This window comes from Cellulomonas sp. H30R-01 (genome assembly GCF_010119915.1).
In the GTDB taxonomy this organism is placed as follows: Bacteria; Actinomycetota; Actinomycetes; order Actinomycetales; family Cellulomonadaceae; genus Cellulomonas; species Cellulomonas algicola.
Genome location: NZ_CP048210.1, coordinates 710267 through 728782, shown reverse-complemented (window position 1 = coordinate 728782; position 18516 = coordinate 710267). Strand labels below are relative to the sequence as shown.

Sequence of the window (18516 nt, the reverse complement as noted above, 5' to 3'; positions counted from 1 at the left end):
AGAGGCCGGTCACGACGCCACCCGTCCGCCGCAGGGCGGTCGAGCAGCGTCCGCTGGCGCGCCGGCCACGCCGGTCCCCGACCGACGCCTCCTGCGTTTGACCTCGGCCGACGACCGCAGGACGCTCGCGACATGCCCGAACCCGCAGGAACCGGAACGGCGGACGCCGCGGACCGTGGCGCGACGGCCAGCGCGCCCCGGTCGCGCGTGGGCGGGCCCACGCACGTCGGCACGGCGAGCACCGACCCGCTCGCCCGGGCGACGTACCGCCTGCTGCGCATCACGCTCGTCGCGCTGCCGGTCCTCCTGCTCGTCGCGTCGTTCCTCGTGTGGGTCACCGGCGGGCGCATCGAGCGGTCGATCAGCGACTACTACGACGGCGACCTGCGCGACGTCTTCGTCGCGATGCTCGCCGGGATCGCGGTCTGCCTGGTCGCCTACCGCGGGTTCCCGGCGGTCGAGGACTACACGCTCAACTGGGCGGGCTTCCTGGCGCTGGTGGTCGCGTTCGTGCCGAACAGCCTCACCGCGGAGCTCGAGCGGCTCGACGGTGCGGCACGGACCCAGGCCGCGCTACCCGCGCGGATCGTGCTGACGTCGTTGCTGGTCGTGTCCGCGGCGGTCGTCCTGGTGGAGTGGCGGACGACCCGTGCGACCGTCCACGCCGCGCGCACGGCACGTGACGGCGGCTGGGTGTTCTGGCTGATGACGGTCCTCGGGGTCGCGGTCGTCGCACTGCTGGTCGTGCGCCTGGTGCAGCCGGGCACGACGTTCGCGTGGCTGCACGGCGCGGCGGCGGTCGTGCTGATCGTGAGCCTGGCGCTCGCGGTGCTGAGCCACGGGTGGCCCGCGACCGACGCCGAGTCGGACCGGCGCTACCGCGCGATCTACCTCGCCGTCGCCGCCCTCATGGTCGCCGGGCTGGTGCTGTGGCCCGCGCTGGAGCGCGCAGGCGTCGAGGAGGCGATCCTCGCCGTCGAGTGGTGGGAGATCGTGCTGTTCATCGTCTTCTGGGTCACGGAGACGGTGCGGACGTGGGACCCGGTCGCGATCGAGCCGCTGCACCTGCCCGACGAGCCGGGGACGCCCGTGCCGCCTCTCGCACCACCGCAGCGCCCGGCCACCCCCCGGCCGCACGGAGCCCCCTGACGCCCGTCAGCCCACGCCGACGGGCTCTGGCGCGTGCGACCCGAGGAGGTCGTCGGGGTCGTACCGGCGCCGGACCGCGTCGAGGCGTGCCGCGACGTCGGGCCGCCACCGTCCCGGGAGCCCTCCGCTCATGTTGGGGTTCGCCTCGTCGGCCAGCCACGGTGCGACGGCGGACAGCACGCGCTCGGCCGCACCCGGGCCGACGCCGGCGGCCTCCGGGCCCACCGTCACGAGCCCGAGCGTGAACGCGGCGTCCCGGCCGGCGACCGCGTCCTGACCGGTCGTCCGTGCTGCCGACGCGGACACGGGCGCGGCGACGTGCCGCAGCTCGACCGCGACGAACGGCTGGTCCGCGTCCGGGCCGACGGCGTCGAGCCAGGCGTCGCCGAACCCGTCGCGCACGTGCGCGAGCCCAGCACCACCCGTCCAGACGGGCGCGGGTGTGGTCGGGTCACCGTGGATCCGGTCGGAGTCGCGCGCCGGGAGGGGGCCGAGGCCGTCGAGCAGGGCGGGAGCGAGCGCGCGGAGCGGGGCGGCGGCGCGCTCGCCGTCCTCGGCGGACCCCGGCCGGGCGAAGCGCACCGAGAGGACCGTGCGCCCGCGCAGCGGCTCGGGCACCACGTCGATCGGGGGCATCCGTACCACTGCGGCGCTCGTCGTCGTGAGGTCGTCGGCGCCGGCGGTCCACTCGAGCCAGCCGCGCAGCGCGGTCGCGACGTGCGGGGTGTCGAACACGACGGACCCCGCGTACAGGTCGGGGACCTCGACGAGCGCGATCCGGACGGCCACCACGACACCGGGCACGGCGTTGCCGCCGCGCAGCGCCCACAGCAGGTCGGCGTGCTCGCCGTCGTCGGCCTCGACCACCTCGCCCGTCCCCGTCACGACCGTCGCGGACACCAGCCGGTCCGACCCGAACCCGTGGCTGCGCGCGAGCGGGCCGAGCCCGCCGCCGAGCAGGAAGCCGACGACGCCGACGTTCGACGACGAGCCGACGACGGGGACGAGCCCGTGCTCCGCGGTGCGCTCGACGACGGCGGCCCAGCGGACCCCGGCACCGACGGTCGCGGTGCGCGTCGCGGCGTCGACGACCACGTCGTCGAGACGACGGGTCGTGACGAGGACGCCCGACGTCAGCGGCCGCTCGGCGCCGTGCCCGGTCGCCTGGACGCGCAGCGGGACGCGGTGCTCGCGCGCGAGCCGCACGGCCGTGACGACGTCGTCCACGCCGGTCGCACCCACGACCACGTCGGGCCGGATGGGGACCGAGAGGTTGAACGCGGCGACCTCGTCGTCGTACCCCGCGGCACCGGGGACGAGCACGGGACCCTGGACCTGTGCCGACAGCGCGTCGGCGAGCGGGCTCGACATGCGACCTCCTGGCGACGGCGCCGGCGGACGGTCCGCGGCGACTCCCTGAGACGCTCCCACGGACCACCGACACGCGGCACCGGTCGCGCACCCGCACCCGCGCGCGCCGCGCTCGCCGCCGGGTCCACGATGGGCCCGATGAGTCCCGGGCGTGCGGCCGGTCAGCACGACGAGCCCGTCCGCAGCCGACGACGAGCGACGACGACCCTCGGCGACAGGAGCGCACCATGACCACCACGACCGACACCCGCACGCTCGACGTGCCGGGCGCGACCCTCACCTACGACGTGCACGGCCCGCTGCCCACCGCGGACGGCGAGCCGCCGCTGGTGCTGATCGGGCAGCCGATGGACGCGAGCGGCTTCACGACGCTCGCCGGCCTCCTGACCGAGCGGACCGTCGTGACGTACGACCCGCGCGGGCTCGGCCGCAGCGTGCGTCACGACGGCTCCGCGGTCAACGACCCCGCCGTGCAGGCGGAGGACGTGCACGCGCTGGTCGAGGCGCTGGGCGGCGGCCCCGTCGACCTGTTCGGGTCGAGCGGCGGCGCGATCACGGGCCTCGCGCTCGTCGCCGCGCACCCGCACGACGTCCGCACGTTCGTGGCCCACGAGCCGCCGCTCGTCGAGCTGCTGCCCGACGCCGAGAACGCCCGGGCCGCGGGCAGGCGCGTCGCCGAGGTGTACGCCGAGCGCGGCTGGGGCGCCGGCATGGCGACCTTCATGCTCGTCTCGTCGTGGCAGGGCCCGTTCCCGGACCGGTTCGCGCAGGAGCCCGTCGACCCCGCGCAGTTCGGCCTGCCGACGGAGGACGACGGCACGCGTGGCGACCCGCTGCTGTCGGGCGTGTCGGACCCGGTGACCGCGTTCCGTCCGGACGTCGACGCGGTCGTCGCGAGCCCGACCCGTGTCGTCGTCGCGGCCGGCGAGGAGAGCCGCGACCTCCTGACGTTCCGTGCGACCGAGGCGCTGGCCGCGCTGCTCGGTCAGGACCTCACGCTGTTCCCGAGCCACCACGGCGGGTTCCTCGGCGGCGAGCACGGGTACGCGGGGCAGCCCGAGGCGTTCGCGGCGCGGCTGCGGGAGGTGCTGACGCGGGCGTGACGCGCCCCCGGGCGTGCGAGCGGCGCTCCACCGCACATCGCCGCGCCGCCGTCAGGCCCGCATCGCGACGCTGCTCGCCCGGACCGGCGCGGGCAGCGTCGTGCGGCCGACGAGGTGCGCGTCGACGGCGGCGGCCGCCGCACGACCCTCCGCGATCGCCCACACCACCAGGGACTGCCCTCGGCCGCAGTCGCCGGCGACGAAGACGCCGGAGGTCGTCGTCGAGAAGTCGTCGGCCCGCGCGAACGCGCCCCGGGCGTCGACGGCCAGCCCGAGCTGCTCGGCGAGCCCGCCGGGCTCCGGCCCGGTGAAGCCGAGCGCGAGGACGACGAGCTGCGCGGGCAGCACCTGCTCGGTGCCGTCCACGGGGACGAACCGGCCGTCGACCCGCTCGACGTCGACCACGCGGACGCCGGCGACCCGACCCTCGTCGTCGCCGTCGAGGCCGAGCGTGGACACCGCGAACCGGCGCTCGCCGCCCTCCTCGTGCGACGTCGAGACCCGGAAGACCGTGGGATAGGTCGGCCAGGGCTGGTCGGCCGGCCGCTCGCCGGGCGGCTGGGCGAGGATCTCGAGCTGCACGACCGAGCGGGCACCCTGGCGCACCGCGGTGCCGACGCAGTCCGCGCCCGTGTCACCGCCGCCCACGACCACGACGTCCAGGCCGGTCGCGACGGGAGCCTCGGCGACGGGCGAGCCGACGGCCGCGTGGTTGGCGGGCACGAGGTAGTCCATCGCGGGCATGACGCCGGTCAGGTCGCGGCCCGGCACCGGCAGGTCGCGCGGCACGGTCGAGCCGGTCGCGACGAGCACCGCGTCGAACCGGCGGCGCAGCTCGACGCCCGTGACGTCTCGGCCGACGTCGACGCCGCACCGGAACACCGTGCCCTCGGCACGCATGACGTCGAGGCGACGCTCGATGACGGCGGCGGGCAGCTTGTACTCGGGGATGCCGAACCGCAGCAGCCCGCCGGGCGCGTCCGCACGCTCGAAGACGGTGACGTGGTGGCCCGCGCGGGTGAGCTGCTGCGCGGCCGCGAGCCCGGCGGGCCCCGAGCCGACGACGGCGACCGTGCACTCGGTCATGCGGCCCGCCACCTGGGGCACCACGAGGCCGCGGTCGAACGCCTCCTCCGCGATCGAGAGCTCGACGTGGCGGATCGTGACGGGCGGCTCGTGGATGCCGAGCACGCACGCCGACTCGCACGGCGCCGGGCACAGCCGGCCGGTGACCTCGGGGAAGTTGTTCGTCAGGTGCAGACGGTCGCTCGCGTCCTGCCACTGCCCGCGCCACGCCAGGTCGTTCCACTCGGGCACCACGTTGCCGAGCGGGCACGCGTGGTGGCAGAACGGCACGCCGCAGTCCATGCAGCGCCCCGCCTGGCGCCGCAGCGTCTCCAGGAAGGCCGCGTCGCCGACGGGGTGGCGGTGCACCTCGTCCCAGTCGAGGATGCGCACCGCCACGGGCCGGTCGGGCGGCAGCTCGCGCACGCGCGTGGTGAGGAAGCCCCGGGGATCGGCCATGCGGGGACCGTAGGTCCGGCCCGGACGCCGCCCGGCGGTCCAAGGTCCTAGGCCTCGGCGCCGGGGAGGTCCGTGCACCCGCCCCGGCCCGGACGCCCCCGGCGTCGCAGACGGCGGCCGCCTAGCGCCGGCCGCCCATCGCGTCGCGCAGGACGACGAAGACGTCGGTGTTCGGCTGCGACCGCGCGAGCCGCTGGGCGCTCGGCCCCTCCGCCGTGAGCGGCGTCGCGCCGCCGGTGTGACCGCTCGTCGTCCAGTCGACCGTGAACTGCAGGTCGGTCCCGGCGACGGGGAACGGCCCGTCCTCGAGGCTCTGCAGCACCTCGGCCGACGTGCTCGCGGGGTCGCCGCTCTCGTCGTCCGCGTCGACGTTCTCGATGGCCAGCCCGCCGGTCTCGTGGTCGCCGACGACCACGACGAGCGTGCCCGGGTGCCGCTTCGCGAACGCGTGCACGACCGCGACCGTCTCGTCGAGCGCCTGCCCGGCCTCGAGCGTGAGGCCCGCGTTGTTGGCGTGCGACATCTCGTCGACGGCCTCCTCCTCGACCATGAGGAAGAAGCCCTGCCGGTCGCGCGAGAGCACGTCGAGCGCCTTGCGGGTCATGTCGACGAGCGGCACGACGGGGGCGTACTCGTCGCCCAGCCCCTCGGGCGCCTGCTCGAACATCTCCTCGTTGGCGAACAGCCCGAGGATCCGCGGGGCGCGCGTCGCGGCCAGCTCGTCGGCGGTCGTCACGTACTCGTAGCCCGACGCCTGCGCGCGCTCGACGAGGTTGCCCTGGTCGCTGCGGCTGACCTCGGGCCGCGGGTCGGCGGGGTCGTCGGGGTACGCGCCCTCGTCGCCCGCGGGGTACCACCAGTCCTCACCGCCGCCGAGGATGACGTCCGGCCGCGACTCCTCGATCAGCTGCCGCGCGATCTCGGTCTGGTCGCCGCGGTCCGGGACGTGCGCGCCGAACGCGGCGGGCGTCGCGTCGGTGACCTGGGCGGTCGTGACGACGCCCGTCGACTTCCGCAGCGACTTGGCGTGCTCGAGCAGGGTGCGGACGGGGTTGCCGTCCACGTCGACGCTGACCGCGCCGTTGTACGTGCGGACGCCGGTCGCGAACGCGCTCGCCGCGGCGGCGGAGTCCGTGACGGCCTCCTCCGGGTCCAGCGAGTCCGTGTGCGTCCACCCCGCGTAGCGCAGCGAGTCCATCGCGGTCTCGCCGTCCTTGCCGACGGTGCTGAGCCGGATCGCCTCGCGCGCCGCGATGCTGAGGCCGTCGCCGACGACCAGCACGACGTTCTTCGCCGTGCGCGACGAACCCCCGCGGTCGCCGCCCGTGACGTCCTGGTCGCCCGTCGTGAGGCCGCTCGTCACGAGCCCCCCGGTCGTCAGGCCCGCCGCGATCGCGGCCGCCCCGCCTGTCGCCATCCACCGTCGTGCGTGCGTGCGCATGGTGCCCCCTCGAACCTCGTCGTCCTCGGATGAGCCGGGCCCGTCCTCGGACCCGAAGCGCCCATGCTGGGCCGGATCTATCCGTCGCGCATCCGCTGCACGTCGGGTGGAGCGGCCGGCGGGGCGCCAGACCACGACCGCCGACGCGGAAAGCGCAGCGTCGAGTCCGGCGCCGGCACCGTGCCGTCGCGCGGCGGAGGTCGCGCCGGCGCCGGGCGTCGCGTCAGGCGGGCAGCGCGCGCGCGAGCAGGTCGCGCGCCTTGCCCGGCGCGGCCCCACCCCTGCGGGCGGCGACGTCCGCCAGGCCCGGCCAGGCCGCCGCCTCCGCAGGCAGCAGCCCACGACGCGCGGCCTCCCGCAGGTGCGCGGCGTGCACGAGCGCCACGTCCAGGACCCGGTTCAGCCACCGAGGGGGAGGCCCCTCGACCGACGCCGCGTAGCGGACCGACTCGACCAGCACGGGCCACAGGACCGGCAACGTCGTCGGGTCGTCCTCCAGCAGTCGCACGACGCGGGCCGGGCTGAAGTCGGCGTGCGGCAGGAGCGCCCGCAGCGCGAGAGCCACGGCCGCGGACCCGACGACGCCCTCGCGGACGATCTCCCGGACGTGGTACCGCGGCGGGTCGTCGTGGCACATCGACGCGAGCACCACGGCGACCATCGACGTCGTCAGAGGCGGCACCGGCGCGCCCCCGCGCTCCACGGGCCGGTCGCGCCCTGCCAGCCAGTCGCGGTGCGGCATCGCGACGAGCCGTCCCGCGGACTCGTCCCAGTGCAGCCACGCGTCGTGCGTGCCCGACCCCGACGCTGACGCCTGCCCGGCGGCCGACACCGCCGCGCACTGCCCCTCGCGCTCGAGGTCGTAGAACCAGGTCTTCGCGACGCGGTACGGCCCGGCGGGATCACCCGGGAGGTCGATGTCGACGGCGAGCATCCGGCTGGCCTCGGTCCGCGCCACCCAGGTCACCGTGAGCGTCGCGCCGTCGACGACCGCGGGGCGGGTCCCCGCGTCCGCGGTCCACACCTCGTCGAACGCCCGGCCGGGTGCCACGGCCGGCTCGACGAGGGCTGGCGGCCCGGCGACGACCGGCGACGCCGGCAGCAGGTCCACGACCGCGCGCGCGGCGACCACCGCGCGGGACGACCCGGCACGTGCGGCGAGCGCGCGGACACCCGGCAGGTCGAGCGCGGCGGCGTCGGCGTCCCCGGCCGTAGCGGCCGCGAGCACGGAGGGCGCGAGGGTCCGCATCGTCTCGGCGACCTCCGACGTGCCGGCGAGCAGCCGTGACGCCCGCACGGAGGCCGCGAGGACGCCGTCGAGCAGCGGCCACACGACGCTCAGCAGCCCCTCGGTCGCGAGCTCGGCGCACGCACGCGCGAGAGCCGCGAGGTTCGACGGCGTCTCCGTCCAGTCGAGCAACGACACGTCGGCGACCCCGGGCCGCAGCAGCCCGCGTTCCCACGCCTCGAGCACGGCCGCGGACCCGTCGGCGGCTGCGGCCGGGTGGAAGCCGCGCTGCGCGGCGACGAGGTTCACGGCCAGGCCCGGCGTCAACGGGGTCGCGCGCCGGGCGGCCTGCCGCAGCCGCAGGCCCAGGTCGGCAGCCTCCGACGAGGACAGGCCGGTCACCGCGGCGTCGCCCCACGTCGGGAACACCTCCGGCCCGACGCGGTCGTAGGAGTTCCTGTTCCTCAGCCGGGCCGGGAAGGGGCGGAGCGACCGCGGGAGCTCGAGCCGCTGAGGCGCCCAGTGCCGCCACGAGGCGTCGACCGCGAGCGCGGGCTCGCGCACGGGGTCCGTCAGGTAGGCGACCGCTGCCGGGCCCGCCGTGAACGCCGCGGGCTTCCCGTCCTGGAGCACGACCGGCACCGCGAGGGCGTCGAGCGCGGCCAGCAGGTCGTCCGTGACGAGCGCGCCGTCGGTCCGCGTGAGGGCCAGGAAGAGGTCGGCCTCGGCGGCAGCGGCGCCCGCGGTCGCGTAGGCGGTGAGCCGGTCGAGGAGGTCCGACGGGGCGACGCGCAGGTCGACCCACGTCGGCGTCGACAGCAGCACCGGCACCTCGCCCAGCCGGCGCACGACGGACGCCTCGCGCGCGTCGCACGGGTCCCAGACGACCTTCGCCCAGCCGTCGGACCCGCCGCGGCGGTCGAGCAGGTCGGAGTCCTCGCCGCGGACCCAGGCAGGGACGCAGCGCAGCCCGCCGACCCACGACGGCCGGACACCACCGAGCGCCGAGCGCGCGCCGTCACGGTCGGTCGCCGCGACGGCGTTGGCGAGCGCGAGGAACCGCTCGACCTCGACGTCCACGACGCCGTCGGGTCGCCCCGTGAGCGCGGCCGCCGCGTCGGTGAGAGCCGCCGGCGAGATGTCGCCGAGCGCGAGCCTCGGCACCTCCCACACGGCCGGGGTCGGCTGCCAGAGCCCGGCCGGCGGGACGTCGTCGGGCGCCGCCGGCTCGGCCGTCATCCCCCACGCGTCGACGAGCGCCCGCGCCGCCCGGGCCAGCGGACGGTCCGTGCCCGCGACGTGCGGGAGGACGAGGGGCGCGACGGCGTCGACGACGTGGTCCGCGGGACGCGGACGAGCGGCCGCCGCGGTCAGCAGCGCGTGCACCACCTTCTTCGTGCGCACGGGCAGCGTCACCGCGAGGACGTCGCCCAGCACGTCGTCACCGGCGTGCGCGACCAGCCGCGGCGCGAAGGCCTCGATCACCGGCCCGTCGCCGCGCGCGAGCACGCCGATCAGCGCGTCGGCGCGCGCGACGAGCTCGTCGTCGGTGAGCGCGAGCGGTCCGACGAGCACGCGTGTCCAGGCCTTGCGGTCACCCGGGCGCTGCGCGGCGTCGAGCGCGGTCACGACGAGGTCGACCGCCTCGTCGCGGTCGAGCCACCCTCGTGCGACCGCCGCGGCCGGGACCCCGCCGAACGGGCCCGTCGCCGGCACCCCGACGGCCACCGCCGCGCGCACGTGCTCGGCGAACCGCCGTTCGAGGAGCGCGGCGTCGCACGGCACGCTCCCCCGACCGACCATCTCGCCCACGCCGGTGAGCGCGAGCGACGCGTGGACGGCCCAGTCCTTGAGGTACTCGACGCTGTGCGGCACGGGCAGGTCGTTCCGGTCGACGAGCCGCACGGTGACCCCGCCGAGCGCGCTCGTGCTGTGCTCCCACGCACGGCCCGCGCGGTCGGCCGCCTCGACGAACCGCGCCGCGTACGCGTCGCCCCGCGCGGACACCAGCCGCGTCAGCACCTCGTCCCCACCGGGCGCCCATGCGAGCAGCCGTGCGGCTCGACGTGCGTCCACCCCGACGCGCACCGCGAACAGGCGGAGCATCCCCTCGTCGACGTCCGTCCAGGAGATCCACCCCCAGGTGTTCGGGCCCTTCTGACCGATCTCGCCCCACTCCCCCGACGCGAGCCCGTCACGCGCCACCCGCTGCTGCTCGGGCGTGCCGAGCGGCAGCGACTCGACGTCCTCGACGGACGCGGACGCCCATCCGAGCGAGCGGAACACCTCGATCGCGGCGGCCTGGCGGGCGGTGAGCGTCATGCGGGGGCCTCCGAGGCGATCTGGACGGCGAGCACGTGCGCGCACGGCCCGCGGCCGGTGCCGTGCGCGAGGAACCAGGGGCAGGTGCACCGGCCGCCGGCGGCGACGCGGTGGTCCGGACCGCCGCTGCGGCTCCGCAGGGTCCAGCCGTCCGCGGCGCGCACGACGCCGCCGTCCGCGACCAGGCGCCGCGCCGCGACGAGCCGCGGGTTGTCCTTCTCGACGCGGTCGGGGTCGTGCGGGAGCTCGCGGTGGAACCAGGCCTCCTCGTGGGTGTCCCACCCGACGCGGCCGTCGGCGGCCAGCACGGCGAGCGCGGCGCGGACGCGCGGCTCGGCGAGCCTGGCCTCGCGAGCCAGCCGCGGGACCTCGATCACCGGCTCGAACGCGAGCAGCGCGCTCACGAGGTCCGCGTCCTCGGCGACCGTCTCCCCCGCGAGCGCGGTGAGCAGCGACCCCTCGCCCGAGTGCCCGCGCCACGCCTCGTCGGTCAGCCCGAGCACGAGGCGTGCGCCGGGCACGTCGAACGCCACGACGACCGGCCCAGGATCCGCGTCGCCGTGCACGGTCATGCCCGTGACGTGCGGCAGGAGCCGCTTGACGGCGCTCAGCCGGTGCAGGCCGGACACGAGCACGCCGCCGTGCACGGGCCGCGCGGACACCCGCACGCCGGCCCGGTCGGCGACGAGCCAGCCCGTGCGCGCCGCGCTGGTCGCCGCGGGGAGGGCCGCGACGAACGCCCGCGCGGGCACCGCGCCGACGGCGAACGCGTGCGGCACACCGTGGTGCAGCTCGGCCACGTTCCCGAACGCGCGCACCCACCGCCCGGGCATCTCGACCGGCCGCTCGACGGCGGTCGCCTCGGGGCTCGACACGGTGAGCCCGTCGCGCCCGACGTCGAGGTGCAGCAGGCGCCCGCGGCCGACGCGCGACAGGGCGGTGCGCGTCTCGAGCCCGATGTCGACGTTCGTCGTGCCGTGGCCGATCTCCCCGGAGTCGAACCCGTCGGGCAGCAGGTCCAGGCGCGCGTAGACGCTGTTGCACGCGGAGAAGCACTCGGCGCGCAGGCGGTCGCCGTGCGCCGTCAGCACGGGGTCGCGCAGCGTCGACGGCGTGTACTGGACGTACCGGGTCGCGGTGACGTCGGCGAGCGTGAGCAGCCCGCGCGCGAGCACCTGGGGGTGAGCGGCGAACCCGTGGAAGAAGCTCGGGTCGTCGACGACGCCGCCGGGCGTCAGCGCGGGTGCGAGCCCGAGCGTGAGCCCGTCCTCGCCCAGGTGGGAGGCGGTCGCGAACGCTCGGGTGGGCACGGCGCGGAGTCTAGGTCGCGCGTCCGACAGCACGGACGCGCCAGGGGCGACGTCACCCGGACGACGGGTGCCACGGGACCGGCAGCGGGCCGCGGGCCGCGTCGGCGGATAGCCTCGTCGTGGCCGACCGCACCGCAGCGGTCGGTGTCGTCGTGGCCGACGGGTCGCGGCACCCGACGAGGGACGGAGGCACGTTGCCCCGCACACACCGCCTGCGCGTGCACCCGAGCGCCGACCGTCTGGCGCGGACCGACCAGCTCGCGTGGGCGATCGCGGAGGTCGCCGCCGACCCGGTCCCCGTGCCCGACGACGTCGTCGACATGGTCGTCAACCGCGTGATCGACAACGCGGCCGTGACCGCCGCGTCCCTGACCCGCTCCCCCGTCGTCGCCGCCCGGGCGCAGGCCGTCGCTCACCCGCACGCGTCGTCGTCGGCCCGGCACGGCTCGACCGTCTCGGGCCTCGCGCCCGACGTGCGCGTCTCGCCCGAGTGGGCCGCGTGGGCGAACGGGGTCGCGGTGCGCGAGCTCGACTTCCACGACACGTTCCTCGCGGCCGACTACTCGCACCCGGCGGACAACATCCCGCCGCTGGTCGCGGTCGCGCAGCACGTCGGACGGTCGGGTGCGGACCTCGTGCGCGCGATCGCCACCGGCTACGAGATCCAGGTGGACCTGGTGCGGGCGATCAGCCTGCACGCGCACAAGATCGACCACGTCGCGCACCTCGGTCCGTCGGTGGCCGCTGGCCTCGGCACGCTGCTGGGCCTCGCGCCCGACGTCACGTTCCAGGCCGTCGGGCAGGCGCTGCACACGACGACCGCGACGCGGCAGTCCCGCAAGGGCGAGATCTCGTCGTGGAAGGCGTACGCGCCCGCGTTCGCGGGCAAGGTCGCGATCGAGGCCGTCGACCGGGCGATGCGCGGCGAGGGCGCGCCGAGCCCGATCTACGAGGGCGAGGACGGCGTCGTCGCATGGATGCTCGACGGTCCGGACGCGTCGTACGACGTGCCGCTGCCGGGCCCGGGCGAGCCGAAGACGGCGATCCTCGACACGTACACGAAGGAGCACTCGGCGGAGTACCAGTCGCAGGCGCTCATCGACCTGGCCCGCCGCCTGCACCGGGAGCGCCCCGACCTGGCGGACCCGGCGAAGGTCGCGTCGATCGTGCTCCACACGTCGCACCACACCCACCACGTCATCGGGTCCGGCGCGAACGACCCGCAGAAGTACGACCCGACCGCGTCGCGCGAGACGCTGGACCACTCGATCCCGTACATCGTCGCGGTCGCGCTGCAGGACGGGCGCTGGCACCACGTCGACTCGTACGCGCCGTCGCGCGCGGCCCGCCCGGACACCGTGGAGCTGTGGCGCAAGATCACGACGACCGAGGACCCCGCGTGGACGGCGCGCTACCACTCGACCGACCCCGCGCAGAAGGCGTTCGGCGGGCGTCTGGAGGTCACGACGACCAGCGGCGAGGTGGTCGTCGAGGAGATCGCCGTCGCCGACGCGCACCCGCTCGGCGCGCGCCCGTTCGCACGCCCGCAGTACGTCGAGAAGTTCCGGACGCTCGCGACCGACGTGCTCGGCGAGGCCGAGGTCGCACGGTTCCTCGACGTCGCGCAGCGCCTGCCGTCCCTGCGGGCCGACGAGCTCGCCGGCCTCACGCTCGTCGCACCCGCCGCGGTCCTCGACGCCGTCCGCTCTCCGGAAGGACTCTTCTGATGCTGTACACGACGACGACCGCGGCGGAGAAGCGCGTCGCCCTGCGCGAGGCGCTCGGGTCGGGGCGGCTGCTGCGCCTGCCGGGTGCGTTCAACCCGCTCTCGGCCCGGCTCATCGAGGCCAAGGGGTTCGACGGCGTCTACGTGTCCGGCGCGGTGATCTCGGCGGACCTCGGGCTCCCCGACATCGGCCTGACGACGGCGAGCGAGGTGACGCTGCGGGCCGGGCAGATCGCGCGGCAGAGCAACCTGCCGTCGCTCGTCGACGCCGACACGGGCTTCGGCGAGCCGATGAACGTCGCGCGCACGGTCCAGGGCCTGGAGGACGCGGGCCTCGCCGGCTGCCACATCGAGGACCAGGTCAACCCCAAGCGGTGCGGCCACCTCGACGGCAAGGACGTCGTCGACGAGGAGACCGCGCTGCGCCGCATCCGCGCCGCGGTCGACGGCCGTCGCGACCCGAACTTCCTCGTGGTCGCCCGCACCGACGCACGTGCCGTCGCCGGGCTGGACGCCGCGATCGACCGCGCGCACGCGCTCGTCGACGCCGGTGCCGACGCAGTCTTCCCCGAGGCGCTCACGAGCCCCGACGAGTTCGCGGCGTTCCGCGACGCGCTCGACGTCCCGCTGCTCGCCAACATGACCGAGTTCGGCAAGGGGAAGCTGCTCACCGCCCACGAGCTCGACGACCTCGGCATGAACATCGTCATCTACCCCGTCACGCTGCTGCGGCTCGCGATGGGCGCCGCGGTCGCCGGCCTCGACGAGATCCTCGCGACCGGCACGCAGGAAGGGGTGCTCGACCGCATGCAGACGCGGGCCGAGCTGTACGACCTGCTCGACTACTCCTCGTACAACCGGTTCGACGAGGGCGTGTTCAACTTCAGGCTGTAGCGCCCGCGCGTCGGGCGTCCGTGCATTCCGTCAACGGCGATGGAGGGCTCTGCATGACCGAGATCCACAAGGGGCTCGCGGGCGTGGTCGTGGACACGACCGCGATCTCGTCCGTCGACCCCGACAGCAACTCGCTGCTGTACCGCGGCTACCCCGTCGACCAGCTCGCCGAGCGCTGCCTCTTCGAGGAGGTCGCCTACCTGCTCTGGCACGGCGAGCTCCCGAACGCCGACGAGCTCGCCGCCTTCCAGGGCCGCGGCCGGTCGCAGCGCACGCTCCCCGAGCCCGTCGTCGAGGCCGTGCTCGCGCTGCCCACGACGTGCCACCCGATGGACGTCGTCCGCACGGCCGTGAGCGTCATCGGGGCGCACCACCCGCGTGCCGAGGACCCGTCGCCCGAGGCGAACCTCGCGAAGTCCGTGCAGCTGCTCGCCCAGGTGCCCGCGGTCGTCGCGATCGACCAGCGACGCCGACGCGGCCAGGAGCCGATCCCCGCGCGCGACGACCTCCCGTTCGCCCAGAACATCTTCTGGATGACGTTCGGCGAGGTCCCCGACGCGGTCGTCGTCAAGGCGTTCGAGGTGTCGCTGATCCTCTACGCCGAGCACTCGTTCAACGCCTCGACGTTCACCGCCCGCGTCATCGCCTCGACGCTCTCCGACCTGCACTCCGCCGTCGTCGGCGCCGTCGGCGCGCTCAAGGGACCTCTGCACGGCGGCGCGAACGAGGCCGTCATGGCGACCTTCGCCGAGATCGGGTCCGCGTCCCGCGCGGCCGCGTGGCTCGACGAGGAGATGGCCGCCAAGCGCAAGGTCATGGGGTTCGGCCACCGCGTCTACAAGCACGGCGACTCCCGCGTCCCCACCATGCGGCGCTGGCTCGAGAAGCTCGTCGCGCACTACGACCGGCAGGACCTGCTCGACCTGTACGTCGCTCTCGAGGACGCGATGACGGCGCGCACCGGCATCCTGCCGAACCTCGACTACCCCACCGGCCCGGCCTACCACCTCATGGGGTTCGACACCCCCACGTTCACGCCGCTGTTCGCCGCCGCGCGCGTCGTCGGGTGGACCGCGCACGTCATGGAGCAGCTCGCGGCCAACTCCCTCATCCGCCCGCTGAGCCGGTACGACGGTCCGGCTCGCCGCGACGTGCCCGGGCGCGACGGGACCGCGCCGGCCTAGACCCGACCGACGCCCGGCCCGCCCGTAGAGTGCACCGGCGGGCGGGCGGACGTCGCACGGGCCCCGCCGGCAGCCGGCGCGCAGGAGAAGGCGGGACGCGAGGGTGAGACGAGGCAGCGGGCGCGCGCAGGCCGTCCTGGTGGCGGTTGCGCTGACGCTGACGTCGGGGTGCGCCGGTGAGCTCCCGAGTCGCGGCCGCACGCTCGAGCACCCGGACGCGACCCGGTCGCCCGACGCGGTCCCGCCGGTCCTCGCGACGCCGGTGCCGGGCGACGCCGCACCCCAGCCGGCGCCGGCGCCGGCGCTCCGTCCGGGACCGCCCGTGGGCGTGGTCGTCGACTACCAGCTCGGCGGCGGCTACCCGCCCCCCGCCGGGATCGGCGGGGTCGTGCGGGACGTGACCGACACCCCGGCGCCCGGCCTGTGGTCGGGCTGCTACGTCAACGGCTTCCAGACCCAGCCCGACGCGCGCGACACCTGGCTCGGGCAGCACCCCGACCTCGTGCTGCGGGACGGGTCGGGCGCACCCGTCGCCGACCCGGGCTGGCCGGACGAGCTGCTGCTGGACACGTCGACGGCCGCCAAGCGGGCCGCGATCGCGGAGGTGGTGGGCACGCAGGTGACCGCGTGCGCGCAGCGGGGGTTCGACGCGGTGGAGCTGGACAACCTGGACTCGTGGACCCGCTCGGACGGCCGGCTGACGCAGGACGGGGCGGTCGACCTCGCGGCCCGTCTGGTCGCGGTCGGCCACGCCGCAGGGCTCGCCATGGGCCAGAAGAACGCGCCCGACCTCGGGGCCCGCGGCCGCGACGAGACAGGCTTCGACTTCGCGGTCGCCGAGGAGTGCCGCCGGTACGACGAGTGCGCCGCCTACACCGCCGTGTACGGCGCGGCGGTCCTCGACATCGAGTACGACGTCGACGCGTGGACGGCTGCGTGCGCCGACCCCGAGCAGCCGGTCTCCACGGTCCTGCGCGACGTCGAGCTGCGCACCCCCGAGGACGACGGCTACGTCCTGAGAACCTGCTGACCGCGGCGCGCGTGGGCGGCATCGCGCTCGTGGGCGCCGCGGACGTCGGTCGATACCGACATGGCTGCCGTCCACGGGCACCGAACAGCATCCATGTCGGTGTCGACGTCGTCCGTGTCCGGCGTCGTCGCCTGCCGACCGGCGGCGGTCAGTCGGTCGGTCCGGCCGCCGGGGCCTCCGGGTCCTCCTCGGGCTCGAACGTGTTCGGCTCGCCCGACCCGACGCCCACGCCGCCGCCCTCGGCCAGCTCCTGCGTCTCGTCGTCGCGTCCGGCGTCGCCCTGCTCGTCGGTGGTGCTCATGGGGTCCTCCCCCGGGTCTGTGCTCACCCCCGCCGCTGCCCCACGGGTTCTCCGACGGTAGGCCTGGTGGACGGCACCTGCAGCACGTCCGGCACGCGCGTCGGCGCGGCCCGGTCTCGGGCGCGACGGCCCGCTCTCGACGGGGCCTGTGGATGAACCCGACGGGCCCGTCGCCGGGCTCCCTACCTTTGGCCCCGATCACTCCAAGGGGGCCCGAATGCGCCGTGTCATCGCTCTGCTCTGCCTCGTCCTCGGGACGGTTCCGCTCCTGCTGGGGACGGCGGCCGCTGCCGTCGTCGGACCGGACGACCGTGCCGACCTCCGCCCGCTCGCGGCGCCCGCAGGCGTCCGCGCCGTCGTCGTGCCGCACGACCTCGTCCCGCTCAGCGGGGTGACCTTGCACGTCGAGGCGCACGCCGACCGCGGCGACGTCCTCGTGGGCGCGGCGCACCCGGTCGACGTCGCCTCCTACGTCTCGACGACCCGACGCTTCGTGGTTCTCCGTGCCGGTACCGACGGCCGACCGGCGGGAGAGGTGCGCGGACGCATGGACGACGCACCTGGCGACCTCACCTCCGCGACCTTCTGGGCAGCCGACGACCGCGGGGCCGGCACCCGGGAGCTGGACGTCGTGCTGACCGACGACCCGGTGGCGGTCACCGCGGTCGCGGCCGAACCCGGGGCCCGTCTCGACGTCGTCGTGGGCGTGGAGGTGGCGTCGGCCTTCCTCGTCGCCACCGCGACGGCCGTCACGGGAGGGGCCCTCGTCGCGGTCGGGATCTTCCTGCTGCGCCGTCGAGGTCCGGGCGGGGTGGGGTCGGACGAGGTCAGCGCGAGTGGTCGGGGCGTCGTCGGACGCTCGCACGTCGCGGCCGCGGCCGCGCACGTCGCGAGGCGGTCACGGGTCACCGGTCTCGCCTCGGTCGTCGCGGTCGCGACCGCCATGAGCGTGACCGGCTGCGTCGCACGACCAGGCGTCGCGATCCGTCCGTCCGAGCCCGAGCGGCTCGCAGTGACGGACACCGAACGCGACGCACCCGACCCGAGCCCGCACCCGTACAGCGTGGCCGCGGCGGCGGCTGCCGCGGGCGATCCTGCCGCCTGGGCGGCGGTGCTCAGCGGCCCGGAGCTCGAGGCGCAGCAGTTCGAGACACGCGTGGAGCTCGCGCGTGCGGCACAGGACGGCACGCCCGTCGACGGCTCGACGTACGGGCTGACGACGCTCGAGGAGCTCAACCCCTCGTTCGCGCGCTACCCGCTGTTCCACGTCGAGGTCACGCGCAAGGAAGGTGACGCCACTGCGCCGCCGCTGCTGCGGCTGTCCGAGCGGCGCGACGTCCTCGACGGCTGGCACGTCCTGGCGGAGACGACCGTCACGGAGGGCACCGTCCTGCACCGGGGCGACCAGGACGCGCCGCACGCGCCGCAGGAGGCCGACCTGGCCCGCGCGCAGGACGGTCTCGCGGCGGTGCAGCACTACGTCCGGACCGGCGAGACCGGCCCGATCGCGGAGCTCGGGGCGCTCGACGACGTGCGCAGAGACCTTCTGCTCGGGGATCTCGGCGCGGTCGTGCAGTCGGTCACCGTCGACCCGTGGGGAGACCGGGCCGATCCGTTCGGTCCAGGCGGCGCCTCTCGCGCGTTCGCCGTGGAGGGCGGCAGCGTCGCGGTGCTCTCCCTGGACGCCGACGTCACGAACTCCTCGATGTCGGCGGACGATCCCCTGCGGTTCGTCGACCCCGCGGTCGCGGACCTGGTCGGCCAGCCCGGGTGGCGCACCGCGCTCCGGGTGCGGGCCGTCGTCATCGTCGCGGTCGCGGTGTCGTCGTCGGGCAGCGTGACCGTGCTCGGCGCGTCCGCGAAGCCCGTCGACGGCGCATGAGACCGCGCCCGACGGTGTCGGTCTGCTGCGCGCCGGGGCGGCGCGGGTGGT

13 protein-coding genes are annotated in these 18516 nt (G+C 75.9%); 7 read left to right on the top strand and 6 right to left on the bottom strand.

Annotation, left to right across the window (positions count from 1 at the left end; translation table 11 throughout):
* Positions 1–132 precede the first annotated feature (132 nt).
* A complete protein-coding gene (locus GXP71_RS03215) occupies positions 133–1149 on the top strand; it encodes a hypothetical protein (protein ID WP_162351475.1) in 1017 nt (338 codons plus the stop codon).
* A 6-nt stretch (positions 1150–1155) separates the two neighbouring features.
* On the opposite strand, the gene GXP71_RS03210 is transcribed toward GXP71_RS03215, so the two are convergent.
* Positions 1156–2520 carry an FAD-binding oxidoreductase gene (locus tag GXP71_RS03210; protein ID WP_162351474.1) on the bottom strand — a complete coding sequence of 455 codons (1365 nt, stop codon included), beginning with the start codon at positions 2518–2520 and terminating at the stop codon, positions 1156–1158.
* A gap of 227 nt (positions 2521–2747) precedes the next feature.
* Here GXP71_RS03210 and GXP71_RS03205 point away from each other — a divergent pair, with 227 nt between their 5' ends.
* Positions 2748–3623 (top strand): alpha/beta fold hydrolase, encoded by an 876-nt coding sequence (locus tag GXP71_RS03205; protein ID WP_162351473.1) that lies wholly within the window; start codon positions 2748–2750, stop codon positions 3621–3623.
* A 51-nt stretch (positions 3624–3674) separates the two neighbouring features.
* Here GXP71_RS03205 and GXP71_RS03200 read toward each other — a convergent pair whose 3' ends face one another.
* The 4 genes from GXP71_RS03200 to GXP71_RS03185 form a co-directional block, all read right to left on the bottom strand.
* Positions 3675–5147, bottom strand: coding sequence for a glutamate synthase subunit beta (locus GXP71_RS03200; protein WP_162351472.1), 1473 nt, complete (start codon positions 5145–5147; stop codon positions 3675–3677).
* Between the two features lie 121 nt (positions 5148–5268).
* Positions 5269–6588 (bottom strand): alkaline phosphatase, encoded by a 1320-nt coding sequence (locus GXP71_RS03195; protein WP_238402594.1) that lies wholly within the window; start codon positions 6586–6588, stop codon positions 5269–5271.
* Positions 6589–6811: 223 nt separating this feature from the next.
* Complete coding sequence (locus tag GXP71_RS03190) at positions 6812–10138, bottom strand: DUF6493 family protein (protein ID WP_162351471.1); 3327 nt, start codon at positions 10136–10138, stop codon at positions 6812–6814.
* A complete protein-coding gene (locus tag GXP71_RS03185) occupies positions 10135–11448 on the bottom strand; it encodes an SWIM zinc finger family protein (RefSeq protein ID WP_162351470.1) in 1314 nt (437 codons plus the stop codon). The genes GXP71_RS03190 and GXP71_RS03185 overlap by 4 nt, the downstream gene beginning before the upstream one ends.
* Before the next feature lie 194 nt (positions 11449–11642).
* On the opposite strand from GXP71_RS03185, the gene GXP71_RS03180 reads away from it, so the two are divergent.
* The 4 genes from GXP71_RS03180 (at position 11643) to GXP71_RS03165 (ending at position 16282) form a co-directional block, all read left to right on the top strand.
* Entirely contained in the window at positions 11643–13175 is a 1533-nt protein-coding gene (locus tag GXP71_RS03180) for an MmgE/PrpD family protein (protein WP_162351469.1), read from the top strand.
* Positions 13175–14068 (top strand): methylisocitrate lyase, encoded by an 894-nt coding sequence (gene prpB, locus GXP71_RS03175; protein ID WP_162351468.1) that lies wholly within the window; start codon positions 13175–13177, stop codon positions 14066–14068. The genes GXP71_RS03180 and prpB overlap by 1 nt, the downstream gene beginning before the upstream one ends.
* A 53-nt stretch (positions 14069–14121) precedes the next feature.
* Complete coding sequence (locus tag GXP71_RS03170; protein ID WP_162351467.1) at positions 14122–15252, top strand: bifunctional 2-methylcitrate synthase/citrate synthase; 1131 nt, start codon at positions 14122–14124, stop codon at positions 15250–15252.
* A 103-nt stretch (positions 15253–15355) separates the two neighbouring features.
* Positions 15356–16282 carry an endo alpha-1,4 polygalactosaminidase gene (locus GXP71_RS03165; protein ID WP_238402593.1) on the top strand — a complete coding sequence of 309 codons (927 nt, stop codon included), beginning with the start codon at positions 15356–15358 and terminating at the stop codon, positions 16280–16282.
* A 148-nt stretch (positions 16283–16430) separates the two neighbouring features.
* On the opposite strand, the gene GXP71_RS20085 is transcribed toward GXP71_RS03165, so the two are convergent.
* Positions 16431–16583: a hypothetical protein gene (locus tag GXP71_RS20085; protein WP_200829714.1), complete on the bottom strand. Its 153-nt coding sequence runs from the start codon at positions 16581–16583 to the stop codon at positions 16431–16433.
* A 148-nt stretch (positions 16584–16731) separates the two neighbouring features.
* Between GXP71_RS20085 and GXP71_RS03160 the strand changes: the two genes are divergently transcribed.
* Entirely contained in the window at positions 16732–18465 is a 1734-nt protein-coding gene (locus GXP71_RS03160) for a hypothetical protein (protein ID WP_162351466.1), read from the top strand.
* Positions 18466–18516 lie beyond the last annotated feature (51 nt).